The 23287-nt window shown below is 62.4% G+C and carries 21 protein-coding genes and 4 tRNA genes; 20 read left to right on the forward strand and 5 right to left on the reverse strand.

Going from position 1 to position 23287, the window contains the following annotated elements; all coding sequences use genetic code 11:
* Window positions 1-72 precede the first annotated feature (72 nt).
* The 6 genes from ACJA3S_RS09245 to ACJA3S_RS09270 are packed head-to-tail and all read left to right on the forward strand — an operon-like array spanning window position 73 to window position 5992.
* Window positions 73-1167, forward strand: a complete 1095-nt coding sequence (locus ACJA3S_RS09245) for an ABC transporter ATP-binding protein (RefSeq protein WP_186690271.1) — start codon at window positions 73-75, stop codon at window positions 1165-1167.
* Entirely contained in the window at window positions 1167-2264 is a 1098-nt protein-coding gene (locus ACJA3S_RS09250) for an ABC transporter ATP-binding protein (protein WP_406821593.1), read from the forward strand. Before ACJA3S_RS09245 ends, ACJA3S_RS09250 begins: the two co-directional genes overlap by 1 nt.
* Window positions 2261-3124 (forward strand): carbohydrate ABC transporter permease, encoded by an 864-nt coding sequence (locus ACJA3S_RS09255; protein ID WP_406821594.1) that lies wholly within the window; start codon window positions 2261-2263, stop codon window positions 3122-3124. The genes ACJA3S_RS09250 and ACJA3S_RS09255 overlap by 4 nt, the downstream gene beginning before the upstream one ends.
* A 3-nt stretch (window positions 3125-3127) precedes the next feature.
* A complete protein-coding gene (locus ACJA3S_RS09260; protein ID WP_186690265.1) occupies window positions 3128-3928 on the forward strand; it encodes a carbohydrate ABC transporter permease in 801 nt (266 codons plus the stop codon).
* A 12-nt stretch (window positions 3929-3940) separates the two neighbouring features.
* On the forward strand, window positions 3941-4213 hold the full coding sequence (locus ACJA3S_RS09265) for a DUF2160 domain-containing protein (protein ID WP_170029201.1): 273 nt from the start codon (window positions 3941-3943) through the stop codon (window positions 4211-4213).
* 39 nt (window positions 4214-4252) lie between these two features.
* Complete coding sequence (locus tag ACJA3S_RS09270) at window positions 4253-5992, forward strand: carbohydrate ABC transporter substrate-binding protein (RefSeq protein ID WP_406821595.1); 1740 nt, start codon at window positions 4253-4255, stop codon at window positions 5990-5992.
* A gap of 132 nt (window positions 5993-6124) precedes the next feature.
* Here the strand turns inward: ACJA3S_RS09270 and folD are convergent, their stop codons facing one another.
* Window positions 6125-6979 (reverse strand): bifunctional methylenetetrahydrofolate dehydrogenase/methenyltetrahydrofolate cyclohydrolase FolD, encoded by an 855-nt coding sequence (gene folD / locus ACJA3S_RS09275; RefSeq protein WP_406821596.1) that lies wholly within the window; start codon window positions 6977-6979, stop codon window positions 6125-6127.
* Window positions 6980-7250: 271 nt separating this feature from the next.
* On the opposite strand from folD, the gene ACJA3S_RS09280 reads away from it, so the two are divergent.
* From ACJA3S_RS09280 to ACJA3S_RS09330, 11 genes are all read left to right on the forward strand, one after another.
* Window positions 7251-7327 (forward strand) — tRNA-Arg (locus ACJA3S_RS09280).
* A gap of 41 nt (window positions 7328-7368) precedes the next feature.
* Window positions 7369-7444, forward strand: a tRNA-His gene (locus ACJA3S_RS09285).
* A 52-nt stretch (window positions 7445-7496) separates the two neighbouring features.
* A tRNA-Leu gene (locus ACJA3S_RS09290) sits at window positions 7497-7581 on the forward strand.
* Between the two features lie 44 nt (window positions 7582-7625).
* Window positions 7626-7701 (forward strand) — tRNA-His (locus ACJA3S_RS09295).
* 227 nt (window positions 7702-7928) lie between these two features.
* Window positions 7929-8228 carry a DUF6388 family protein gene (locus ACJA3S_RS09300; protein ID WP_025338418.1) on the forward strand — a complete coding sequence of 100 codons (300 nt, stop codon included), beginning with the start codon at window positions 7929-7931 and terminating at the stop codon, window positions 8226-8228.
* A gap of 246 nt (window positions 8229-8474) precedes the next feature.
* Window positions 8475-9788 (forward strand): trigger factor, encoded by a 1314-nt coding sequence (gene tig, locus ACJA3S_RS09305; protein ID WP_170029204.1) that lies wholly within the window; start codon window positions 8475-8477, stop codon window positions 9786-9788.
* A gap of 91 nt (window positions 9789-9879) precedes the next feature.
* Entirely contained in the window at window positions 9880-10521 is a 642-nt protein-coding gene (gene clpP, locus ACJA3S_RS09310; RefSeq protein ID WP_003259400.1) for an ATP-dependent Clp endopeptidase proteolytic subunit ClpP, read from the forward strand.
* A gap of 108 nt (window positions 10522-10629) precedes the next feature.
* A complete protein-coding gene (gene clpX, locus ACJA3S_RS09315; RefSeq protein ID WP_003250242.1) occupies window positions 10630-11913 on the forward strand; it encodes an ATP-dependent Clp protease ATP-binding subunit ClpX in 1284 nt (427 codons plus the stop codon).
* A gap of 163 nt (window positions 11914-12076) precedes the next feature.
* A complete protein-coding gene (gene lon, locus ACJA3S_RS09320; protein ID WP_170029205.1) occupies window positions 12077-14473 on the forward strand; it encodes an endopeptidase La in 2397 nt (798 codons plus the stop codon).
* 152 nt (window positions 14474-14625) lie between these two features.
* Window positions 14626-14898 (forward strand): nucleoid-associated protein HU-beta, encoded by a 273-nt coding sequence (gene hupB, locus ACJA3S_RS09325; protein ID WP_003250246.1) that lies wholly within the window; start codon window positions 14626-14628, stop codon window positions 14896-14898.
* A 184-nt stretch (window positions 14899-15082) separates the two neighbouring features.
* Window positions 15083-16954, forward strand: coding sequence for a SurA N-terminal domain-containing protein (locus ACJA3S_RS09330; protein ID WP_406821597.1), 1872 nt, complete (start codon window positions 15083-15085; stop codon window positions 16952-16954).
* A gap of 236 nt (window positions 16955-17190) precedes the next feature.
* On the opposite strand, the gene ACJA3S_RS09335 is transcribed toward ACJA3S_RS09330, so the two are convergent.
* On the reverse strand, window positions 17191-18231 hold the full coding sequence (locus tag ACJA3S_RS09335; protein ID WP_170029207.1) for a patatin-like phospholipase family protein: 1041 nt from the start codon (window positions 18229-18231) through the stop codon (window positions 17191-17193).
* A 180-nt stretch (window positions 18232-18411) separates the two neighbouring features.
* Between ACJA3S_RS09335 and ACJA3S_RS09340 the strand changes: the two genes are divergently transcribed.
* The 3 genes from ACJA3S_RS09340 (at window position 18412) to ACJA3S_RS09350 (ending at window position 20361) form a co-directional block, all read left to right on the forward strand.
* Window positions 18412-18690: a hypothetical protein gene (locus tag ACJA3S_RS09340; RefSeq protein ID WP_003259403.1), complete on the forward strand. Its 279-nt coding sequence runs from the start codon at window positions 18412-18414 to the stop codon at window positions 18688-18690.
* A 17-nt stretch (window positions 18691-18707) separates the two neighbouring features.
* Entirely contained in the window at window positions 18708-19487 is a 780-nt protein-coding gene (locus ACJA3S_RS09345) for a CHAD domain-containing protein (RefSeq protein WP_406821598.1), read from the forward strand.
* 76 nt (window positions 19488-19563) lie between these two features.
* Window positions 19564-20361: an acyl-CoA thioesterase gene (locus ACJA3S_RS09350; protein ID WP_406821599.1), complete on the forward strand. Its 798-nt coding sequence runs from the start codon at window positions 19564-19566 to the stop codon at window positions 20359-20361.
* A gap of 42 nt (window positions 20362-20403) precedes the next feature.
* Here the strand turns inward: ACJA3S_RS09350 and ACJA3S_RS09355 are convergent, their stop codons facing one another.
* From ACJA3S_RS09355 to ACJA3S_RS09365, 3 genes are all read right to left on the reverse strand, one after another.
* Window positions 20404-20772, reverse strand: a complete 369-nt coding sequence (locus ACJA3S_RS09355; protein WP_170029210.1) for an Mpo1-like protein — start codon at window positions 20770-20772, stop codon at window positions 20404-20406.
* Window positions 20773-20846: 74 nt separating this feature from the next.
* Complete coding sequence (locus ACJA3S_RS09360) at window positions 20847-22325, reverse strand: methyl-accepting chemotaxis protein (protein ID WP_406821600.1); 1479 nt, start codon at window positions 22323-22325, stop codon at window positions 20847-20849.
* Between the two features lie 116 nt (window positions 22326-22441).
* Window positions 22442-23242: a TatD family hydrolase gene (locus tag ACJA3S_RS09365; RefSeq protein ID WP_406821601.1), complete on the reverse strand. Its 801-nt coding sequence runs from the start codon at window positions 23240-23242 to the stop codon at window positions 22442-22444.
* Between the last annotated feature and the right edge of the window lie 45 nt (window positions 23243-23287).

Raw genomic sequence — 23287 nt, forward strand, 5'->3', positions numbered from 1 at the left:
CAGACGGGGTCGGTGCAAACTGGCACGAAACTGGCTGTACCCGGCAGACAACAATCACAAGAAGGCCACGCCATGTCCCTGGTGCTGGAACAGGTCAGTCGCAGCGTCGACAACCAGGCCTGGATCGTCGATGCCTCGCTGCGCTTCGAACCCGGCTCGTTCAATGTATTGCTGGGCCGTACCCTGGCCGGCAAGACCAGCCTGATGCGCCTGATGGCCGGGCTCGACCGCCCGGACCGTGGGCGCGTGCTGATGGATGGCCAGGACGTGACCGGCGTGCCGGTGCGCCTGCGCAACGTGTCGATGGTGTATCAGCAGTTCATCAACTACCCCACCCTCAGCGTGTACGAGAACATCGCCTCGCCGCTGCGCCAGGCACGCATGGCCGAGCCGGAGATTCGCCGACGGGTACAGGAAACCGCCGAGATGCTGCGCATCGAAGCCTACCTGCAGCGCCTGCCGCTGGAGCTGTCCGGTGGCCAGCAACAGCGCACGGCGATGGCCCGGGCGCTGGTCAAGGATGCCTCGCTGATCCTGTTCGACGAGCCGCTGGTCAACCTCGATTACAAGCTGCGCGAGGGCCTGCGCCAGGAACTGCGCGAGCTGTTCGCGGCGCGCCACTGCATCGCTGTGTATGCCACCACCGAACCCAACGAGGCGTTGGCGCTGGGCGGCACCACGACGCTGGTGCACGAAGGCCGGATCGTCCAGAGTGGCCCTACCGCCGAGGTCTACCAGCGCCCCGGCAGCGTGCTGGCCGCCGAGCTGTTTTCCGAGCCGCCGATCAACCTGGTGCCTGGCCGTATCAGCGGTAACGAGGTGAGCCTGGCCCAGGCCGTGCACTTTGCCCGCAATGCCGACCTGCAGCCGCTGGCCGAAGGCGACTACCGCTTTGGCGTGCGGCCCAGCCACATCAGCCTGGTGCCAGCCCACGACGATGACCTGGAGCTGGCCGTGCTGGTCGAGCTTGCCGAAATCAGTGGCTCGGAGACTTTCCTGCATGTGCGCAATGACCACTGGCGCATGACCCTGCATTTGCCCGGGGTGCACGAATACCAGGTGGACACGCCGATCCGCGTGTTCATTCCCACCCACAAGCTGTTCGTGTTCGACAGTGCCGGGGCGCTGGTGCAGGCCCCCGGGCTACGCCAGGCAAGGAGAGGGTGATGGCCGAAATCCGTCTGCGCCAACTGGCGCACAGCTACAGCCGCCAGCCCGCCAGCGAGGCGGACTATGCCCTGCACGCACTGGAACATGTGTGGGAGCAGGGCGGTGCCTATGCCTTGCTGGGGCCGTCGGGCTGTGGCAAATCGACTTTGCTGAATATCATTTCCGGGCTGCTGACGCCGTCCCATGGCGAGGTGCTGTTCGATGGCAAGCCGGTCAACCAGTTGCCGCCGCAGGCGCGCAACATCGCCCAGGTGTTCCAGTTTCCGGTGGTGTACGACACCCTCTCGGTGTACGACAACCTGGCGTTTCCCCTGCGCAACCAGGGGCTCGACGAAGCCCGCGTGCGCGCCCGGGTGGAGGAGATTGCCGAGGTGCTCGACCTGAGCGCGGTGTTGCGCAAGAAGGCACGCAACCTCAGTGCCGACGAAAAGCAGAAAGTCTCCATGGGCCGCGGCCTGGTGCGTGACGACGTGTCGGCGATCCTGTTCGACGAGCCACTGACGGTGATCGACCCGCACCTGAAGTGGAAGCTGCGGCGCAAGCTCAAGCAGATCCACGAGCAGTTCAACATCACCATGATCTACGTCACCCACGACCAGCTGGAAGCCTCGACCTTTGCCGACAAGATCGCAGTGATGCACGGCGGGCGCATCGTCCAGTTCGGCACCCCGCGCGAGCTGTTCGAGCGGCCACGGCACACCTTCGTCGGCTATTTCATCGGCAGCCCGGGAATGAACCTGATCGAGGTGCGCGCCGAGGCGGACGGGGTGAGCTTCGGTGATATCCACCTGCCCCTGCCAGATGGCTTGCGCGAGCGCCTGGCGGCGACGGCAGGCGGGCGCTTGCAGGTCGGCATCCGCCCCGAGTTCGTGCAGCTGTGGGACAGCCCGTTCGAGGATGCCTACCCGGCACGGGTACTGGACGTCGAGGACCTGGGCACCTACCGCATCGTCACCCTCGAGCTGGGTGGCGTCGCGCTCAAGGCACGCCAGGGCGAGGACCGCCCAGTGCCTGTAACCCAGGCCTGGGTCAGCCTGCCGGCGCAGTGGCTGATGCTGTACCTCGACGATGTGCTGCTGGAGGTGGCGCCATGAACAAGGTGCCCAACAACAAGGCCTGGTGGCTGGTGCTGCCGGTGTTCCTGCTGGTGGCATTCAGCGCCGTGGTGCCGATGATGACCGTGGTCAACTACTCGGTGCAGGACATTTTCGACCAGTCCAACCGCTACTTCGTCGGTGCCGACTGGTACCGCCAGGTGCTGCGCGACCCGGCGCTGCATGACGCGCTGCTGCGCCAGTTCATCTATTCCGCCTGCGTGCTGCTGATCGAGATCCCGCTGGGCATCGCCATCGCCCTGACCATGCCGACCAAGGGCCGCATGGCGTCGGTGTGCCTGATCATCATGGCCATCCCGTTGCTGATCCCGTGGAACGTGGTCGGCACCATCTGGCAGATCTTCGGCCGTGCCGACATCGGCCTGCTCGGCGCCACCCTGGCCAGGCTGGGGGTCAGCTACAACTACGCCGGCGACCCGTTCGACGCCTGGCTTACCGTGCTGGTGATGGACGTCTGGCACTGGACCTCGCTGGTGGCGCTGCTGTGCTATTCCGGGCTGCGCGCCATCCCCGACGTGTATTACCAGGCTGCGCGCATCGACCGCGCCTCGGGCTGGGCGGTGTTCCGCCATATCCAGTTGCCGAAGCTGAAGAACGTGTTGCTGATTGCGGTGATGCTGCGCTTCATGGACAGCTTCATGATCTACACCGAGCCCTTCGTGCTGACCGGCGGCGGGCCCGGCAATGCGACCACCTTCCTCAGCCAGACCCTCACGCGCATGGCCGTGGGCCAGTTCGACCTGGGGCCGGCGGCGGCGTTTTCACTGGTGTACTTCCTGATCATCCTGCTGGTGTCGTGGCTGTTCTACACAGCCATGACCCATGCCGACAAGGACTAGGCCATGAGCACACGCAAATCGCTGGCACTGCTGCTGTACTTCTTCTTCCTGCTGGTGCCGATCTACTGGCTGCTGAACATGTCGTTCAAGAGCAACACCGAGATCCTCGGTAGCCTGACCCTGTGGCCGCAGGCATTCACCCTCGACAACTACCGGGTGATCTTCACCGATGCCAGCTGGTACAGCGGTTATATCAACTCGCTGTACTACGTATGCCTGAACACGCTGATTTCGCTGCTGGTGGCGCTACCGGCGGCCTATGCTTTCTCGCGTTACCGTTTCCTCGGCGACCGGCACCTGTTCTTCTGGCTGCTGACCAACCGCATGGCGCCGCCGGCGGTGTTCCTCCTGCCGTTCTTCCAGCTGTATTCGTCGATCGGCCTGTTCGACACCCACATCGCCGTGGCCCTGGCCCACTGCCTGTTCAACGTGCCGCTGGCAGTGTGGATCCTGGAAGGCTTCATGTCGGGTGTGCCGAAGGAAATCGACGAAACGGCCTACATCGACGGGTACAGCTTCCCGCGCTTCTTTGTGAAGATTTTCATTCCGTTGATCGGCTCCGGCATCGGCGTCACAGCGTTTTTCTGCTTCATGTTTTCCTGGGTCGAACTGCTGCTGGCGCGCACGCTGACCTCGGTGAATGCCAAGCCGATCGCCGCGGTGATGACCCGTACCGTGTCGGCATCGGGCATCGATTGGGGGGTACTGGCAGCAGCGGGTGTTCTGACCATCCTGCCCGGCATGCTGGTGATCTGGTTCGTGCGCAACCATGTGGCCAAGGGCTTTGCCCTGGGCCGGGTCTGAGGAGGGTAGGGCATGGAGTGGATGGCCTGGACCTTGCCCACGGCGCTGTTCTTCGCCGCCGTGGGTGTACTGCTGCTGGGCATGACCTTGCTCGAGCTGCGCCGACCTTGCGTGGAGCGACGCGGCTTTCTACCGCTGGTCACCAGCCGTGGCGATCGCTTGTTCATCGGCCTGCTGGCCAGCGCCTACCTGCATCTGTTGGTGGTTGGCGTCAGCGAGTGGCCATTGTGGGTAGCCTCGCTGCTGTCTCTGGCGTGGCTGTTGGTGGTGCTGCGCTGGGGCTGAGCGAGCGGCCCTGTGGGATAACTGAAACGGGAGATCACAATGTTCGACAACAAGTACAACAGGCGACATTTGACCCTGGCCGCGTTGCTGGTGCTGGCCAGCGCGCAAGGCACAGCCTGGGCCGACCAGTACGAGGACGCGGCGAAGAAATGGATCGGCAGCGAGTTCAAGCCGTCGACCCTTACCCCGGAACAGCAGCTGGCTGAACTCAAGTGGTTCATCAAGGCAGCCGAGCCGTTCCGTGGGATGAAGATCAATGTGGTGTCCGAAACCATTACTACCCATGAGTACGAATCCAAGGTGCTGGCCAAGGCCTTCAGTGAAATCACCGGTATCCAGCTGACCCACGACCTGCTGCAGGAAGGCGACGTGGTGGAAAAGCTGCAGACCCAGATGCAGTCGGACAAGAACATCTATGATGGCTGGGTCAACGATTCCGACCTGATCGGTACGCACTTTCGCTATGGCAAGGTGGAGTCGATCACCGACCTGATGGCCAACGAGGGCAAGGACTACACCTCGCCGACCCTCGACCTGAAGGACTTCATCGGCATTTCCTTCACCACCGCGCCTGATGGCAAGGTCTACCAGTTGCCCGACCAGCAGTTCGCCAACCTGTACTGGTTCCGTGCCGACTGGTTCGAGCGGCCCGAGCTGAAGGCCAGGTTCAAGGAAAAGTACGGTTACGAGCTGGGCGTACCGGTGAACTGGTCGGCCTACGAGGACATTGCCCGGTTCTTCACCGAAGACGTCAAGGAAATCGACGGCAAGCGCGTCTATGGCCACATGGACTATGGCAAGAAAGACCCATCGCTGGGCTGGCGCTTCACCGACGCCTGGTTCTCCATGGCCGGTGGCGGCGACAAGGGCCTGCCCAACGGCCTGCCGGTGGACGAATGGGGCATTCGCGTGGAGGACTGCCACCCGGTGGGCTCCAGCGTGACCCGCGGCGGCGACACCAACGGCCCGGCGGCGGTCTACGCCACGCAGAAGTACGTGGACTGGATGCGCGCCTATGCGCCCAAGGAAGCCCAGGGCATGACCTTCTCCGAGGCCGGCCCGGTGCCGGCCCAGGGCAACATCGCCCAGCAGATCTTCTGGTACACCGCGTTCACCGCCGACATGACCAAGCCCGGCCTGCCGGTGGTGAATGCCGATGGCACGCCGAAGTGGCGCATGGCGCCATCGCCAAAGGGGCCGTACTGGGAGGAGGGGATGAAGCTGGGCTACCAGGACACCGGTTCATGGACCTTCTTCAAGTCCACCCCGGAGAAGCAACGGCTGGCGGCCTGGCTGTACGCCCAGTTCGTCACCTCCAAGACCGTATCGCTGAAAAAGACCATCGTCGGCCTCACGCCGATTCGTGAATCGGACATCAACTCCCAGGCCATGACCGACTTGGCGCCCAAGCTTGGAGGTTTGGTGGAGTTCTACCGCAGCCCGGCGCGGGTGCAATGGACACCCACCGGGACCAACGTACCGGACTATCCACGCCTGGCGCAGTTGTGGTGGAGCCACATTGCCGAGGTGGCCAGCGGCGAGAAAACCCCGCAGGAAGCCCTGGATGGGCTGGCTCGCGACCAGGACCGGATGATGGAGCGCTTGCAGCGGTCCAATGCCCAGGCCACCTGCGCGCCGAAGCTGAACCCGGAGCGGGATGCCCAGTACTGGTTCGATCAGCCTGGCGCACCGAAACCGAAACTGGCCAACGAGAAGCCCAAGGGCGAGACCGTCAGCTACAGCGAGCTGCTGAAGTCGTGGGAGGCGGCCAGGAAGTGATCGGCTGAGGATTTGGGTTGATGCATGAATCGAGCGCCGCGCGGGCGGCGCTCGATCTCCTAGGCGCTAAACTCCCACGCCAGGCAAAAAAAACGGCACCTGCCAGAGGTGCCGTTTTCCTGTCACGCAATGTTACTTGTGCAGCTCTTCCGCCGCATACAGCGTGTTCTCCAGCAGGCATGCCCGGGTCATCGGCCCGACGCCACCCGGCACCGGGGTGATCCAGCCCGCGCGCGGCAGGGCGGTCTCGTAGACCACGTCGCCGACCAGCTTGCCGTCTTCCTGGCGGTTGATGCCGACGTCGATGACGATGGCACCTTGCTTGATCCATTCGCCCTTGACCAGGCCCGGCTTGCCGGCAGCCACGACCACCAGGTCGGCACGCCCGACATGGCCGGCCAGGTCCTTGGTGAAGCGGTGGCAGACGGTCACGGTGCAGCCGGCCAGCAGCAGTTCCATGGCCATCGGGCGGCCGACGATGTTGGAGGCGCCGACGATGACCGCGTTCATGCCGTACAGGTCCTGGCCGGTGCTTTCCAGCAGGGTCATGATGCCCTTCGGCGTGCACGGGCGCAGCAGCGGGATGCGCTGGGCCAGGCGGCCGATGTTGTACGGGTGGAAACCGTCCACGTCCTTGTCCGGGCGAATGCGCTCGAGCAGCAGCGAGGCATCCAGGTGCGCCGGCAGCGGCAGTTGCAGCAGGATGCCGTCGACGGCCGGATCGTCATTGAGGCGATCGATCAGCTCGGTCAGGGCCTGCTGCGTGGTGTCGCTGGGCAGGTCGAACGCCTGGGAAATGAAGCCGACCTCTTCGCAGTCCTTGCGCTTGTGCGAGACATAGACTTGGGAGGCGGGGTCGGTGCCGACCAGGATCACTGCCAGGCCGGGTGTACGCAGGCCTTGCTGGCGACGCTCCACGACACGTTGAGCGATCTGCTGGCGCAGGCTGGCGGCGATCGCCTTGCCATCGATTAGGTGTGCAGTCATAGACGCGTGATTAACCATCGAGAAGGAAACAATTAAAGAGGGCGCATTCTCGCACGACACGGGCCAAGGGCAAAGGCGGGTGGTCGGGCAAATCCCCTAAGCCCTTAAATAATTTAAATTTTTTTGAGAAAGGTGTTGACGACATTCAGGCTCGCCTATAAGATTCGCCGCACTTGTCGGGCACAGCCTAGCACTGGTTGGCGAAGTCGGGCAGAATGAGTGGTTTAGCAGCTATCTGTTAAGGTCTCGTTCGGTTAGGCTTCAAGCTTAAGCGCCCGTAGCTCAGCTGGATAGAGCATCCGCCTTCTAAGCGGATGGTCGCAGGTTCGAGTCCTGCCGGGTGCGCCATTAGGCAGCTTTGGCAAGCAAGTAAGTTGTAATGCGATATGGTGGGCGTAGCTCAGTTGGTAGAGCGCTGGATTGTGATTCCAGTTGTCGTGGGTTCGATTCCCATCGTCCACCCCATATTCTTCAAAGGCGCCGCGATAGCATCTGGCGCCTTTGTTTTAAGCGTTACGCGGACGTGGTGAAATTGGTAGACACACTGGATTTAGGTTCCAGCGGCGCAAGCTGTAAGAGTTCGAGTCTCTTCGTCCGCACCATGTTTCTGTAAGGTTGTATCGCAACATCGCAAGACCGCAATATGGTGGGCGTAGCTCAGTTGGTAGAGCGCTGGATTGTGATTCCAGTTGTCGTGGGTTCGATTCCCATCGTCCACCCCATATTTTTCGAAGGCGCCTTGGTCGTGAGACTGGGCGCCTTTGTTGTTTTTGGGGCGTTGGCCTTGGGGTTGTGGCGCCTGTGAGATCGAGCGCCACAAGGCTCAAGCCATGAACTTCGCAGCCATAACTCGATCCCCCTTGCAATCCTCTGGTGGCACCCCAATAAAAGCTGTTAGATTTCAGCCGGTTGAAACATCGGCCCAGCTGGCCGGCAGAGGAACAACCCGATGATCGCAAAAGAAGCCCGTCAGGCACTGGCGCTGCAGCGTTTTGCCGAGGCCAACCCGCAACTGCTCGAAGAGATCCGCGAACTGGATGCACGTGAGCAGGCCCAGCAGATCGAATGGGCCTTCGAAGATGCAGCCGAGGAGCAGGGCATCCAGCCCTGGGAGCTGGCCCTGCAACTGATCGCCGAAACCCCGGAGCAACTGCAGGCCATGCGCCTGGAGACGCACCGCGAGGTGGCTGAAGCGCTGGGAATGGAATGGGAAGAGTACTGCCAGTTCAACGAGATCGACCCTGAATAAAGGAAGCGAATTCGTCGCGGCAGTTGTTTGACAAGGTATTTCGGCTGTTGGGCGCCCATGGCGCCGCGCAGCCCTTTTTGAATCAGGCCCTGCGGCACGCCGTACGGGCCTTGAAAGTTAATCGACCGGCGTGGCTTCCCGTCGTCCCGGGTGGGGTGACTTCTGCTGCGCGACTCACTAGAATGCTTGCCCTTGATTCTGGAGTCGGGCTAACGCCGGCTAACGTCTGTGCAACGAGGAATATCCATGCAAGTTTCTGTTGAAAACACTTCCGCTCTCGAGCGCCGCATGACCATCGCCGTTCCGGCCGAGCGCGTCGAGAACGAAGTCAACAAGCGTCTGCAACAGACTGCCAAGCGCGCCAAGGTTGCAGGCTTCCGCCCAGGCAAGGTGCCGATGAGCGTGATCCGTCAGCGCTTCGAGGCCGATGCCCGTCAAGAGGCGTTCGGTGACCTGGTTCAGGCTTCCTTCTACGAAGCCATCGTCGAGCAGAAGCTGAACCCGGCTGGCGCCCCTGCGGTAGAGCCGAAGTCCTTCGAGAAGGGCAAGGACCTGGAATTCGTCGCCATCTTCGAAGTGTTCCCCGAGTTCACCGTTGCCGGCCTCGAGTCGATCAGCGTCGAGCGCCTGAGCGCCGAAGTGGCTGACGCCGACCTGGACAACATGCTGGAAGTGCTGCGCAAGCAGAACACCCGCTTCGAGGCCGTCGAGCGCGCTGCGCAGAAAGACGACCAGGTCAACATCGACTTCGTCGGCAAGGTCGACGGTGAAGTGTTCGCTGGCGGTTCGGCCAAGGGCACCCAGCTGGTACTGGGCTCCGGCCGCATGATCCCGGGCTTCGAAGACGGCCTGGTTGGCGCCAAGGCAGGTGAAGAGCGCGTCGTCAACGTGACCTTCCCCGAGGACTACCAGAACCTGGACCTGGCTGGCAAGGCCGCCGAGTTCACCATCACCGTCAACAGCGTTGCTGCCCCGGTGCTGCCAGAGCTGAACGAAGAGTTCTTCGCCCAGTTCGGCATCAAGGAAACCACCCTGGAAGGCTTCCGCGCCGAGGTTCGCAAGAACATGGAGCGTGAACTGCGCCAGGCCATCAAGGCCAAGGTGAAGAACCAGGTCATGGACGGTCTGCTGGCCGCCAACCCGATCGAAGTGCCGAAAGCGCTGCTGGAAAACGAAGTCAACCGTCTGCGCGTGCAGGCTGTTCAGCAGTTCGGTGGCAACATCAAGCCTGAGCAACTGCCGGCCGAGCTGTTCGAAGAGCAAGCCAAGCGCCGCGTGGTGCTGGGCCTGATCGTCGCCGAAGTGGTCAAGCAGTTCGAACTGAAGCCGGACGAAGGCAAGGTTCGCGAAATGATCGAGGAAATGGCTTCGGCCTACCAGGAGCCTGAGCAGGTCATCGCCTGGTACTACAAGAACGACCAGCAACTGAACGAAGTCCGTTCGGTTGTGCTGGAAGAACAAGTTGTAGATACTGTTCTGCAGAAAGCGACTGTGACCGACAAGTCGGTCTCGTACGAAGACGCCGTTAAACCAGCACAGGCTCCTGCCGCCGCTGAATAACCGGCTTCTCTCGTAGGAAACCCCCACAAGCCAGCCTTCGAGCTGGCTTGTGCGTATTCAAGCCATGACTATTTGGGAGTGAGCGCAGGACATGTCCCGCAATTCTTATATTCAGCAGAGCTCTGACATCCAGGCCGCAGGCGGCCTGGTCCCGATGGTTATCGAGCAGTCCGCCCGTGGCGAACGCGCTTACGACATCTACTCGCGCCTGTTGAAGGAGCGTGTGATCTTCCTGGTTGGCCCGGTAGAGGACTACATGGCCAACCTCGTCGTGGCGCAACTGCTGTTCCTGGAAGCAGAAAACCCGGACAAGGATATCCATCTGTACATCAACTCGCCGGGCGGTTCCGTCACCGCCGGCATGTCGATCTACGACACCATGCAGTTCATCAAGCCGGACGTCTCGACCATCTGCATCGGCCAGGCCTGCAGCATGGGCGCCTTCCTGCTGGCTGCCGGTGCCAAGGGCAAGCGTCACTGCCTGCCGAACTCGCGCGTGATGATCCACCAGCCGCTGGGCGGCTTCCAGGGTCAGGCCACCGATATCGAGATCCACGCCCAGGAAATCCTCAATATCAAGGCCCGTCTGAACGAGCTGCTGGCCTATCACACCGGCCAGGACCTCGAGACCATCAAGCGTGACACCGAGCGTGACAACTTCATGAGCGCCTCGCGCGCGGCCGAGTACGGCCTGATCGACTCGGTCTACGACAAGCGGCAACTGGCCTCCTGAACCGGGGTGCCAGAGCAGGTAGGCGCGGAAAGCGCCTACCTGCGGACTTGAAAAAGCCCGCAATTGCCTTCATCTTGTGTTGCAAGCCTACCGGATTGGATCGATCGAATGACTGACACCCGTAACGGCGAGGACAGCGGCAAATTGCTCTATTGCTCCTTCTGCGGCAAAAGCCAGCACGAAGTGCGCAAATTGATTGCCGGGCCCTCGGTATTTATCTGCGACGAGTGCGTCGACCTGTGCAATGACATCATCCGTGAGGAGGTGCAGGAAGCCCAGGCCGAGAGCAGCGCGCACAAATTACCTTCGCCGAAAGAAATCAGCGGCATCCTGGACCAGTATGTGATTGGTCAGGAGCGCGCGAAAAAGGTGCTGGCCGTAGCGGTGTACAACCACTACAAGCGCCTGAACCAGCGTGACAAGAAGGGTGACGAAGTCGAACTCGGCAAGAGCAACATCCTGCTGATCGGGCCGACCGGCTCGGGCAAGACCCTGCTCGCCGAAACCCTTGCACGCCTGTTGAACGTACCGTTCACCATTGCTGACGCCACCACCCTGACCGAAGCCGGTTACGTGGGTGAGGACGTCGAGAACATCATCCAGAAGCTGTTGCAGAAGTGCGACTACGACGTGGAAAAGGCCCAGATGGGCATCGTCTACATCGACGAGATCGACAAGATCTCGCGCAAGTCGGACAACCCGTCCATCACCCGTGACGTTTCGGGCGAGGGCGTGCAGCAGGCACTGCTGAAGCTGATCGAAGGCACCGTGGCCTCGGTACCGCCGCAGGGCGGCCGCAAGCACCCGCAACAGGAATTCCTGCAGGTTGATACCCGCAACATCCTGTTCATCTGCGGTGGCGCCTTCTCGGGCCTGGAAAAGGTCATCCAGAACCGTTCCACCAAGGGTGGCATCGGTTTTGGCGCCGAAGTGCGCAGCAAGGAAGAAGGCAAGAAGGTTGGCGAGTCGCTGCGTGAGGTCGAGCCGGACGATCTGGTCAAGTTTGGCCTGATTCCGGAATTCGTCGGCCGTCTGCCGGTGCTGGCAACCCTCGACGAGCTGGACGAGGCTGCACTGATGCAGATCCTCACCGAGCCGAAGAACGCCCTGACCAAGCAGTATGCCAAGCTGTTCGAGATGGAAAGCGTCGACCTCGAGTTCCGCAGCGATGCGCTCAAGGCCGTTGCGCGCAAGGCCCTGGAGCGCAAGACTGGCGCCCGTGGCCTGCGTTCGATCCTCGAAGGCGTGCTGCTCGACACCATGTACGAGATTCCTTCGAAGAAGGATGTCAGCAAGGTGGTGATCGACGAGAGCGTCATCGAGGGTACTTCGCAGCCGCTGATGATCTACGAAAACAGCGAGCCGCAAGCCAAGGCTGCGCCGGATGCCTGATCCAGGCGCTGGCCACTGATGGTTGCAAGCAAGAAGGGGGCCTACGGGCCCCTTTCTGCTTTTCCTGCGCTAGCGCTTGTAATTTCCCAGGCATGCCCCCACATTAGGTCCAAGCATCATTTCCACTGTTTTCCGGCCATAAGGCCGCTGTAGAGGCGAAATCATGAAGACCACCCTCGACTTGCCTCTTTTGCCATTGCGCGATGTCGTTGTTTACCCGCACATGGTCATCCCGCTGTTCGTGGGGCGCGAAAAGTCCATCGAGGCCCTTGAGGCGGCGATGACGGGCGAAAAGCAGATCCTCCTGCTGGCCCAGAAAAACCCGGCCGACGATGACCCGGGCGAAGACGCGCTGTATCGCGTCGGTACGGTTGCCACCGTGCTGCAGCTGCTGAAACTGCCCGATGGCACCGTCAAGGTGCTGGTCGAGGGCGAGCAGCGTGGCGCCGTCGAGCGCTTCAGCGAAGTGGAAGGGCACATTCGTGCCGAGGTTTCCCTGATCGACGAAGTCGACGCCGCCGAGCGCGAGTCGGAAGTCTTCGTGCGCACGCTGCTGTCGCAGTTCGAACAGTACGTGCAGCTGGGCAAGAAAGTACCCGCCGAGGTGCTGTCGTCGCTGAACAGCATCGAAGAGCCGGGGCGCCTGGTCGACACCATGGCCGCGCACATGGCGCTGAAGATCGAGCAGAAGCAGGAAATTCTCGAAATCGTCGACCTGCCGACCCGCGTCGAGCACGTGCTGGCGCTGCTGGATGCGGAAATCGACCTGCTGCAGGTCGAGAAGCGCATTCGCGGTCGGGTCAAGAAGCAGATGGAGCGCAGCCAGCGCGAGTACTACCTGAATGAGCAGATGAAGGCCATTCAGAAAGAGCTCGGCGATGGCGACGAAGGCCACAATGAAGTCGAAGAGCTGAAAAAGCGCATCGAAGCCGCTGGCCTGCCCAAGGACGCCCTGGCCAAGGCCCAGGCCGAGCTGAACAAGCTCAAGCAGATGTCGCCGATGTCGGCCGAGGCCACCGTGGTCCGCTCCTACCTCGACTGGCTCGTCCAGGTGCCGTGGAAGGCCCAGAGCAAGGTGCGCCTGGACCTGGCCAAGGCCGAGGAAATCCTCGACGCCGACCACTATGGCCTGGAAGAGGTCAAGGAACGCATTCTCGAGTACCTTGCCGTGCAGAAGCGCGTCAAGAAGATCCGTGGCCCGGTACTGTGCCTGGTCGGCCCGCCTGGCGTCGGCAAGACCTCGCTGGCCGAGTCGATTGCCGCTGCCACCAATCGCAAGTTCGTGCGCATGGCCCTCGGTGGGGTGCGTGACGAGGCCGAGATCCGTGGCCACCGCCGTACCTACATCGGTTCCATGCCTGGGCGCCTGATCCAGAAGATGACCAAGGTGGGGGTACGCAACCCGCTGTTCCTGCTGGACGAAATCGACAAGATGGGCAGTGACATGCGTGGCGATCCGGCCTCGGCGCTGCTCGAAGTGCTCGATCCCGAGCAGAACCACAATTTCAACGACCATTACCTGGAAGTCGACTACGACCTTTCGGACGTGATGTTCCTGTGCACCTCGAACTCGATGAACATCCCGCCGGCGCTGCTCGACCGCATGGAAGTCATCCGCCTGCCGGGCTACACCGAGGACGAGAAGATCAACATCGCGGTCAAGTACCTGGTGCCCAAGCAGGTCAAGGCCAACGGCCTGAAGAAGGAAGAGCTGGAGGTCGACGTTTCGGCGATCCGCGACATCATCCGCTACTACACTCGCGAAGCGGGTGTGCGTGGGCTGGAGCGGCAAATTGCCAAGGTCTGCCGCAAGGTGGTCAAGGAACATACCGGGCAGAAGCAGGTCAAGGTCAAGGTGTCCAGCGAACAGCTGGAGCACCTGCTGGGCGTGCGCAAGTTCCGCTATGGCCTGGCCGAGCAGCAGGACCAGATCGGCCAGGTCACTGGCCTGGCCTGGACCCAGGTGGGTGGCGAACTGCTGACCATCGAAGCCGTGGTCATCCCCGGCAAGGGCCAGTTGATCAAGACCGGTTCGCTCGGCGATGTCATGGTCGAATCGATCACCGCCGCCCAGACCGTGGTACGCAGCCGCGCCCGCAGCCTGGGGATTGCAGCCGACTTCCACGAGAAGCACGACGTGCACATCCACATGCCTGAAGGCGCCACGCCGAAGGACGGCCCGAGCGCCGGTATCGGCATGTGCACCGCACTGGTCTCGGCACTGACGCAGATTCCGGTGCGTGCCGATGTCGCCATGACCGGTGAAATTACCCTGCGTGGCCAGGTGCTGGCGATTGGCGGGCTGAAGGAAAAACTGCTGGCGGCACACCGTGGTGGTATCAAGACGGTGATCATTCCCGAGGAGAATGTTCGCGATCTGAAGGAGATTCCGGAAAATATCAAACAGGATCTGCAGATCAAACCGGTCAAATGGATTGACGAAGTCCTGCAAATTGCGCTGCAATACGCCCCGGAGCCCTTGCCAGATGTGGCTCCGGAGATTGTCGCGAAAGATGAAAAGCGCGACGGCGATGCTAAGGAAAGAATCAGCACGCACTAGTAGTTTCTGGCTGGGGGGCGTTCCTTGACAGTTTTTTCGGGGCCTTGCTATAAAGCGGCACGCTAGTGTCATCAGGCCACCCAGCGAACGTTTCATAAGCTTTTCATTACATACTTAGAAACAAACTCAATAGAGAAATAAGGGGACTTAGAGTGAACAAGTCGGAACTGATTGACGCTATCGCCGCATCTGCTGACATCCCGAAAGCTGTAGCCGGCCGTGCGCTGGACGCAGTCATCGAATCCGTCACCGGCGCCCTGAAGCAAGGTGACGATGTGGTACTGGTTGGCTTCGGTACCTTCTCGGTCAAGGAGCGTGCAGAGCGCACTGGCCGCAACCCGCAAACCGGTAAGGCAATCAAGATCGAAGCCGCCAAGGTTCCAGGTTTCAAGGCTGGCAAAGGCCTGAAAGACGCCGTCAACTAAGTCGTCTCTTTCAGCCGGACCCGGCCTGGCCAGGTCCGAGCACGCTGATGGCGGGGGCGCAAACGTTCCCGCCTGACACGTTTGCTAAGAAAAGGCGCATCCTCGGATGCGCCTTTCTTTTATCAGGTTTCTACCCACGCTCCGCGGTTGTCGACGCAGTGGTACAGCCGTTTCTGGGGGACGCATGCTGCAAAATATCAGGGACAATTCACAAGGTTGGATTGCCAAGACCATCATCGGCCTTATCGTCGTGTTGATGGCGTTGACCGGCTTCGAAGCCATTTTCCAGGCCGCCACTCATAGCCAGGACGCCGCCAAGGTGAATGGCCAGACCATCAGCCAGAACGAGTTGAGCCAGGCGGCCGACATGCAACGCCGCCAGCTGATGCAACAGTTGGGCAAGGATTTCGACCCGGCGTTGCTGGATGACAAGTTGCTGCGTGAAGAGGCGCTCAAGGGCCTGATCAGCCGCAAGCTGCTGCTGCAAGGCGCCGAAGACGCCAAGTTCGCCTTCTCCGAGGCCGCGCTCGACCAGGTCATCCTGCAGACGCCGGAATTCCAGGTGGACGGCAAGTTCAGCGCCGACCGCTTCGACCAGGTCATCCGCCAGATGGGCTATGGTCGCATGCAGTTCCGCGACATGCTCGCTGAGGAAATGCTCATCGGTCAGCTGCGTACCGGCCTGGCTGGCAGCAGCTTCGTCACCGACCAGCAGGTCGACGCCTTTGCCCGCCTCGAGAAGCAGACCCGCGATTTCGCCTCGCTGACCTTCAAGGCCGACCCGGCCGCGGTCAAGGTCAGCGACGAAGAAGTCAAGGCGCACTACGACCAGCACGCCAAGGAGTTCATGTCGCCTGACCAGGTGGTGATCGACTACGTCGAGCTGAAGAAGTCGGCGTTCTTCGACCAGGTCAAGGTGACCGACGAAGAGCTCAAGGCCCAGTACGAGAAGGAAATCGCCAACCTCGCCGAGCAGCGTCACGCAGCGCACATCCTGATCGAGGTCAACGACAAGGTTACCGACGCCCAGGCCAAGGCCCGCGCCGAAGAAGTCGCGCAGCGCCTGGCCAAGGGTGAGGATTTTGCCGCACTGGCCAAGGAGTTCTCGCAGGACCCGGGTTCGGCCAACAGCGGTGGTGACCTTGGCTTCGCTGGCCCGGGCGTCTACGACCCGGCGTTCGAGGATGCCCTGTACAAGCTGCAGGTCGGCCAGGTCTCGGCACCGGTGCGTAGCGAGTTCGGCTACCACCTGATCAAGCTGCTGGGCGTGCAGGCACCGGAAGTGCCGAGCTTCGCCAGCCTGAAGGACAAGCTGACCCGCGACTTGAAGGTTCCGCTGGTCGAGCAGCGTTACGTTGACGCCAGCAAGCAGTTGCAGGATGCTGCCTACGAGGCTTCCGACCTGACCCAGCCGGCCCAGGACCTGAACCTGAAGGTGCACACTTCGGCAGCCTTCGGTCGTGAGGGTGGCGAAGGTATCACCGCCAACCGTGCGGTGGTGCAGGCAGCGTTCTCCGAGGAAGTGCTGGAAGAAGGTGCCAACAGCACGGCCATCGAACTCGACCCGGAAACCACCGTGGTGCTGCGCGTCAAGGAGCACCACAAGCCGGAGCAACTGCCACTGGAGGCGGTGGCCAACAACATCCGCGAGCACCTGGCCAAGGAGAAGGCCACTGCCGAGCTCAAGGCCAAGGCCGACAAGCTGATTGCCGGCCTGCGTGACGGTTCGGTCACTGCCGGCAGCGTGCACGAAGGGCAGGGCTGGAAGGCTTACGAGGCGGTCACCCGCGGCGAGGACGGTATCGACCCAGCCGAGCTGCAGGCGCTGTTCCGCCTGGCCAAGCCGGCGTCCAAGGACAAGCCGGTGTACGGCAGCGTGGTGCTGCGTGACGGCAGCCTGGTGGTACTGCAGCTCAAGGGTGTCAACGAAGGTGCTACCGCTACCGACGAAGAGAAGCAGCAGATCCGCCGCTACCTCGCCTCGCGTGCTGGCCAGCAGGACTTCGCGGCCTACCGCAAGCAGCTGGAAGCCAAGGCAGACATCACCCGCTACTAAGGTGATGGAAGCATGAACGAACAGGCCGCCTGGTGCGGCCTGTTCTATTTCTGCCACGTGTCCCGCTGATCAGTCAGGACGGGCACTGGGAGGCCTAGGCTCTGTACGAAAAGCCTTGATACTTGTTCATGCTGCGTTGAAAACAGCCTCGGAATGCTCATGTACTCCAGTACACTCCGCTTCCTCGGCTGTTTTCGCCTTGCCTGACCTGCGTCTCAAGACTTTTCATACAGAGCCTAGCGCTTCACGCCTTCATGATTGTCCAGCGTATCCCGCGCAATCTCCCGCCCCAGGGCAATCAGCTCGGGCGCCTTGTAGAACTCGAAAAACCGGCACACCCGCTTGGGCACGTTGATCAGCACATCCGGTGGATAGCCGGCGATCTTGTACTGTGCCAACGACGTCTGCATCACCTCGAAGCTCTGGTTGATCAAGTCCAGCAGCGAAGCGGGCCCCACGTTGTCGATGATGAACGAGCCGGTCGCCGACTTCGGCGCACCCTCGCGCTCCGGTGCCGCTGCCGGTTGCTGGGCTTCCGGGTCGGCGGCATCGGCCAGCCACGGGTTTGGCGGTGCAAGCCCTTCGGCGACGATTTCCTGTTCGATGCGGATCAACTCTTCGGCCGGCTTGCGCCGGAACGGCAGGCGCGACCCCAGCGAGCTGAGCAGCGCATCGAAACGCATCTTGAATGCGGCGGGGCGTTCGATCACCGGCAACTGGTACTGCTTCTGGTTGGTGGCGTTGAGGTTGACGGCAATGATCAGGTCGCAGTGGCTGGACACCACCGGAACGATCGGCAACGGGTTGAGGATGCCGCCGTCGACCAACATGCGGTTGCCTTGCATTACCGGCGTGAACAGGCTGGGGATGGCCGCCGAGGCGCGCATGGCCTGGTGCAGGCAGCCTTCCTGGAACCAGATCTCCTGCTGGTTGGTGAGGTCGGCTGCAACCGCCGTGTAAGGGATGCGCAATTGCTCGATGTTGATCTCGCCGACAATCTTGCGAATCTGCCCGAACACCTTGTCGCCGCGAATCGCGCCGAGGCGAAAGCTGACGTCGACCAGGCGCAGCACATCCAGGTAGTCGAGGCTCTCGATCCAGTTGCGGTACTCCTCCAGCTTGCCGGCAGCGTAGATCCCCCCGATCACGGCGCCCATGGAGCAGCCGGCGATACAGGCAATGTCGTAGCCGCGACGCTCGATTTCCTCGATCACACCGATGTGTGCATACCCCCGGGCTCCACCCGATCCCAGTACCAGCGCCACGCGTTTGCTCATGAATGTTCCCCGGCCAGTGCAACCCTGCTTCTACAATGCACCCATCGCTGCCTGTGCTTCAATGTAGACCGCGCTGAGCTACTGTAATAAAACTGGCAAGACAAAGCTGTCCGGGAGCGGCACTTTTGAGCAGCAAGAGCGTCGAACGGCGACTGTTTTTTCCCATTGAGGTCATTACTGATGAAAGCCTGGATCTGCCTTCCACTGATTGCCTTGGCCCTTGCCGGCTGTGCGGGCAAGACGGCCTACCGTGAGAGTTGCGCAACCCAGCTGGACGCTGCCTGGAAAGAGCTGGACCTGGCCAAGGCGGAAGGCTTTGCTGGTGCCGTGAGCTATTCCAAGGCCTTGTCGCTGTTGACCGGGGCCAAGACCCAGCAGCAATTCGAAGGCTATGAAAGCTGTACCCGCAAAGCCGAGAAGGCGCGCTTCTACATCCGTGAGTCCCGCGCCGGGCGCTGATCAGGGAGCGTCATTGAATGTCTGCCATGCTCGATCATGTAGTAGCCCGGTTACTGAGCTTGCAGGTGCGTTTGCTGGCCTGTCGCGAACGCCTGGCTGCCAACACCGACAGCGAGGCCTTGCACGACTTGCGCACCACCCTGCGGCGCCTGCGCAGCCTGCTGCGGCCACTGCGTGGTTTGCCGGGGGTGGAGCAGCTGGAGGACGCCGCCAGGGCCCTGGGTGCCCTGACGACACCGCTGCGTGACCGCGAGGTACTGGCGGCCGAACTGATCGGGCGTGGCTTTGCCGAGGAAGGGCAGCGCCGCATCGAGGGCCGTGAGCGGACTTTCGCCAGTGTCGCTGACAGCCCGCAGCTGACGCGGGTGCTGGCGATTGTCGATGCGTTTCCACTGTTCTTGCGAGCGGCCGCTCGCGAAGGCTTGGTCAAGACCTTGGACAAGCGTATCGACAAGCGCCTGGTCAAACAGTGGCGCAAGTTGCGCCAGGCCCTGCAGGACCCGGCACACGACCGCCACCGCCTGCGCTTGCTGATCAAGCGGGCGCGCTACGGCGACGAGGCCTATCCCCAGCTCGACCATGCGGGCAAGAAACTGCAGCGCCTGTTGAAGCAGGCCCAGGGCGACCTGGGTGACTGGCACGATCGCCTGCAATGGCTGTTGCAGGCACGCGACCAAGCCGATCTGGCACCGTGCAAGGCCGCCTGGGAACAGGAGCTGCACGAGGCCGAGCGCCAGTCGGATAGCACCCTGCAAGCCCTGCAACAGGCGCTGGCGCGGCGAAAGCCCGAAAAATGACCGATTTGCGGGCTGAACGCCAAGGGGTTGCTGGCTAGGATGAGCACAACCTTTCGCGGCCTGCAGGAGCCCACCAATGAATTTCAAGCAATTGCTCGACGCCGTGCGGGCCAGCCCCGATGCGCTCAGTGTCCCGCCCAGTTGGGCGCAGGGCCGCGCTGTCTTTGGCGGGCTGATGGCAGCGTTGGTGTACGAAAGCATGCGCCAGCAGATCACCGATGGCCGCCCGGTGCGTTCATTGGCTATCAGCTTCGTTGCACCGGCGGCGGCGGATGTGCCCATTCGCTTCGAGGTCGAGGTGCTGCGCGAAGGCAAGGCGGTCAGCACCTTGCTGGGCCGTGCCGTTCAGGACGGCCAGGTGGTGACCTTGGTGCAGGGCAACTTCGGTGCAGGGCGGCCGTCTGTGGTGAATGTGCCAGCGTTGCCGGCCATGGACATGAAGGCGCTCGAACAGGCGGCCCCCGAGTTGCCGCATATCAAGGGCGTGACCCCGGACTTCATGCAGCACGTGGCCTTGCGCTGGGCGATCGGTGGCCTTCCGTTCAGTGGCAACCCGTCGCGCCATATGGGGGGCTGGGTGCGTTTGCGTGGGGTGGCTGAAGAGCCGGTCAGCGAGGCGCACCTGCTGGCCTTGGTCGATGCCTGGCCGCCAAGCCTGATGCCGTTCCTCAAGCAGCCCGCTGCGGGCAGTACCCTGACCTGGACCATTGAATTCGTCCAGCCCACGCCGCAGTTGTCGACCCTCGACTGGTGCCGCTATTGCGTGGAAACCGAATATGCGCGTGATGGCTACGGGCACGCCGCCGCTGCCTTGTGGACGGCACAGGGCGAGTTGCTGGCCTTGAGCCGGCAGACGGTGACGGTATTCGCCTAGGCTGCTACCGCCGGCTCATGCCCGCAGCCTGAGGGCAACCGATCACTGGCGGTGCTTGTGGCGTTGCCGCCAGGCCTTCCACCAGGCGCCGCTCAGCACGAAGCGCGGAAAGGTGATGAACTGCTCGGTGAGCAGGCGTTGCACGGCGTCCTTGCGGTTGGCGAACGGTTCCGGCTGTTCTGCCTCCAGGCGATGGCCCTGGCGCTGCAGGCCGAGGCCGGCGATCAAGGCGATGATACCAACGGCGATCTGCCCCAAGTCCAGGCTGAACAGCCCGGACAGGATCAGCAGCGCGCCAAGAATGAACAACGGCACGGCGATCAGGTGCAGCACCAGGTTGGTCGGGTGGCGGTGGTTGTGGTGGTAGCCGCGCCATTGCCAGGCGGGTAGGTTGGGCAGACGTTTGCTCATGGGCATTTCCTCTCGCTATGCCCAAAGCTTAGTGCGGCCCCCGGACGGGGGCCAATCGAGGCTGGCTATGGTGACTATAGCTTGAGCTGGCCAATGGCCTTGTTCAGTTCGCCGGCCAGTGTCGCCAGTTCGCTGCTGGTGGTCGCCGAGCCGACGGTCTGCTGCACGGTCTGCTCGGTGACATCGCGGATGCTCACCACCGCACGGTTCATTTCTTCTGCCACCTGGCTTTGCTGCTCGGCGGCCACGGCAATCTGGGTGTTGCTTTCCCGCATCTGTGCCACGGCACCGGTGATTTCGGCCAGTGCTTCACCAGCCTCACGGGCCTGCTTGACACAGTCATCGGCCTTGTACGAGCTTTCCTGCATGAACTCCACCGCATCGCGGGTGCCTGACTGCAGGGCCGAGACCATGGTGGTGATCTCGTCGGTCGAGGTTTGCACGCGCTTGGCCAGGTTGCGCACTTCATCGGCCACCACGGCAAAACCACGCCCGAGGTCGCCGGCGCGCGCCGCTTCGATCGCAGCGTTGAGTGCCAGCAGGTTGGTTTGCTCGGCGATGCTGTGGATCACATTGACCACACCGTTGATCTTCTGGCTGTCCTCGGCGAGCTGACGGATCATCTCGGCTGTCTGCTGCACGCCGCTGGACAGCCCGGAAATCGAATCTTGCACCCGGCTGACCACCTCCTGGCCGCTGCCGGCAAGGGTGTCGGCTGTTTGTGACAGGTCGCGGGTGGCGCCGGCATGCTGGGCAATATGGTGCACCGTCGCCGACATTTCGTTGATGGCGGTAGCCGCCTGGTCGGTCTCGCTCTGCTGGCCGAGCATGCCGTGGCGCACATCGCTCATGCTCGCTGCCAGGCGCGCGGCGCCGGAGTCCAGCTGGGCGGCGGTATGGGCGACGGTGCTGACCACCCGGTGGTAGGTTGCCTGCATGGCATTGAACGCCCCGGCCATCTGGCCGACCTCGTCGCCACAGGCCAAGGGTACGCGGGCCGCCAGGTCGCCGGTTTTCTCCACGTGCAGCATGACGTCCTTGAGGGTGTTGAGCTGGCTGAGCAGGAAGCGAATCAGCAGTTGCGAAGCGCCCAGCATGGCCAGCATCAGGATCAGCACGCACACCGCGTAATTGCTGAAGCGGTCGAAGAATACCTGGCGCAGGCTTGGCGACTGGGCCAGAACCGCCACTTGTTGATCGCCACGACGCAACACCTGCGCGCCGCGCAACGGGTTGTCGCCAACAAGCCAGGCGCTTGGCAGTTCGACCCAGCCCTGGGCGTTGCGCAGGCCATCGAGGGGCTCGCCGGCGAAGCTGGGCGTTTGCCCCGCCGACCAGCTGATGACGTTGGCCGGGCGCGGCAACGGCTGCCCCGCTGGCCAGCTGGCCAGCAGTTGCGCCTGGGCAGCGGCCTGGGCCTGCGCTGCTTCGGCGCGGGCACGCTGCTCGAGGTGCACGGCATAGAGCACCAGCAGCAGGGTCGTGACAAAGGCCACCGCATTGACGGCCCAGAACTTGTATTTCAAGGAAACATTGCTAAGCCAGGCACCCATGGGCAGGTCTTCTCTGAGTTGAGCGGAAACAATATTGGCAAGGTGCCATCATTGTGCCCGCATCCGTCAGGCCCATTGTTGATGTGTATCAAAAAACTTCAGGCGCCCGGGTTGCGTCAGCTGTGAATCTGGAGAAACGCCCGCGCCGTCGCCGTGGTATGTGCTGCCGTATGTTCGGCTGCTTCCCCACGATGCAAGGCGACCTCGCGCAGCACCTCTGGCAGGAACGCCGGCTCGTTGCGCCCATGCTTCGGCTTGGGCCGCAGGCTGCGCGGCAACAGGTAAGGCGCGTCGCTCTCGAGCATCAAGCGCCCCGCGGCAATGTTGCCCACCAGCGGGTGCAGGTGGGTTCCGCGGCGCTCGTCGCAGATCCAGCCGGTGATGCCGATGTGCAGGTCCATGTCAAGGTAGGCGAACAGCGCCTCGCGTTCGCCAGTGAAACAGTGCACTACCGCGCCAGGCAGGTGGTCACGGTAGTCCTTGAGAATCGCCAGCAGCCGTTCGCTGGCATCGCGCTCATGCAGGAACACCGGCAGGCGCAGCTCGGCGGCCAGGGCCAGTTGCGCTTCCAGGGCCTTTTCCTGCAGCGGGCGAGGGGAGAAGTCGCGGTTGAAATCCAGGCCACATTCACCCACCGCGCGTACGCGCGGTTCGGCCAGCAGTCGCCGCAAGCGCTGCTCGCTGCCGACATCCCAGCCCTTGGCATCATGCGGGTGGACACCCGCCGTGGCGAACAGGTGGGCACCGCTCGAATCCAGCTGCTGGCAGAGCTCCAGCGCCTGCTCGCTGACCGCCAGGCTGGTACCTGTCAGCACCATCTGCGTAACGCCGGCTTCAATGGCGCGCTCGACGATGGCTGCCTGCTGGTCATGAAAACTGCTGTTGGTCAGGTTGACGCCGATATCGATCAGTTGCATGGTGCTACCTCGTGCCGCGGGGCGGCCAGCATAGCAAAAACCGTG

The sequence above is a fragment of the Pseudomonas sp. KnCO4 genome, from assembly GCF_045344305.1.
Taxonomy (GTDB): Bacteria; Pseudomonadota; Gammaproteobacteria; order Pseudomonadales; family Pseudomonadaceae; genus Aquipseudomonas; species Aquipseudomonas anuradhapurensis.

Coding starts and splice junctions, on each gene's coding strand:
- ACJA3S_RS09340 (WP_003259403.1), top strand. CDS start 18,412: ATGAAAGCCTGGATCTGCCTTCCACTGATTGCCTTGGCCCTTGCCGGC.
- ACJA3S_RS09365 (WP_406821601.1), bottom strand. CDS start 23,242: ATGCAACTGATCGATATCGGCGTCAACCTGACCAACAGCAGTTTTCAT.
- ACJA3S_RS09355 (WP_170029210.1), bottom strand. CDS start 20,772: ATGAGCAAACGTCTGCCCAACCTACCCGCCTGGCAATGGCGCGGCTAC.
- ACJA3S_RS09360 (WP_406821600.1), bottom strand. CDS start 22,325: ATGGGTGCCTGGCTTAGCAATGTTTCCTTGAAATACAAGTTCTGGGCC.
- ACJA3S_RS09245 (WP_186690271.1), top strand. CDS start 73: ATGTCCCTGGTGCTGGAACAGGTCAGTCGCAGCGTCGACAACCAGGCC.
- ACJA3S_RS09300 (WP_025338418.1), top strand. CDS start 7,929: ATGATCGCAAAAGAAGCCCGTCAGGCACTGGCGCTGCAGCGTTTTGCC.
- clpX (WP_003250242.1), top strand. CDS start 10,630: ATGACTGACACCCGTAACGGCGAGGACAGCGGCAAATTGCTCTATTGC.
- clpP (WP_003259400.1), top strand. CDS start 9,880: ATGTCCCGCAATTCTTATATTCAGCAGAGCTCTGACATCCAGGCCGCA.
- ACJA3S_RS09345 (WP_406821598.1), top strand. CDS start 18,708: ATGTCTGCCATGCTCGATCATGTAGTAGCCCGGTTACTGAGCTTGCAG.
- ACJA3S_RS09335 (WP_170029207.1), bottom strand. CDS start 18,231: ATGAGCAAACGCGTGGCGCTGGTACTGGGATCGGGTGGAGCCCGGGGG.
- ACJA3S_RS09260 (WP_186690265.1), top strand. CDS start 3,128: ATGAGCACACGCAAATCGCTGGCACTGCTGCTGTACTTCTTCTTCCTG.
- ACJA3S_RS09350 (WP_406821599.1), top strand. CDS start 19,564: ATGAATTTCAAGCAATTGCTCGACGCCGTGCGGGCCAGCCCCGATGCG.
- lon (WP_170029205.1), top strand. CDS start 12,077: ATGAAGACCACCCTCGACTTGCCTCTTTTGCCATTGCGCGATGTCGTT.
- folD (WP_406821596.1), bottom strand. CDS start 6,979: ATGACTGCACACCTAATCGATGGCAAGGCGATCGCCGCCAGCCTGCGC.
- ACJA3S_RS09250 (WP_406821593.1), top strand. CDS start 1,167: ATGGCCGAAATCCGTCTGCGCCAACTGGCGCACAGCTACAGCCGCCAG.
- ACJA3S_RS09255 (WP_406821594.1), top strand. CDS start 2,261: ATGAACAAGGTGCCCAACAACAAGGCCTGGTGGCTGGTGCTGCCGGTG.
- ACJA3S_RS09270 (WP_406821595.1), top strand. CDS start 4,253: ATGTTCGACAACAAGTACAACAGGCGACATTTGACCCTGGCCGCGTTG.
- ACJA3S_RS09330 (WP_406821597.1), top strand. CDS start 15,083: ATGCTGCAAAATATCAGGGACAATTCACAAGGTTGGATTGCCAAGACC.
- tig (WP_170029204.1), top strand. CDS start 8,475: ATGCAAGTTTCTGTTGAAAACACTTCCGCTCTCGAGCGCCGCATGACC.
- ACJA3S_RS09265 (WP_170029201.1), top strand. CDS start 3,941: ATGGAGTGGATGGCCTGGACCTTGCCCACGGCGCTGTTCTTCGCCGCC.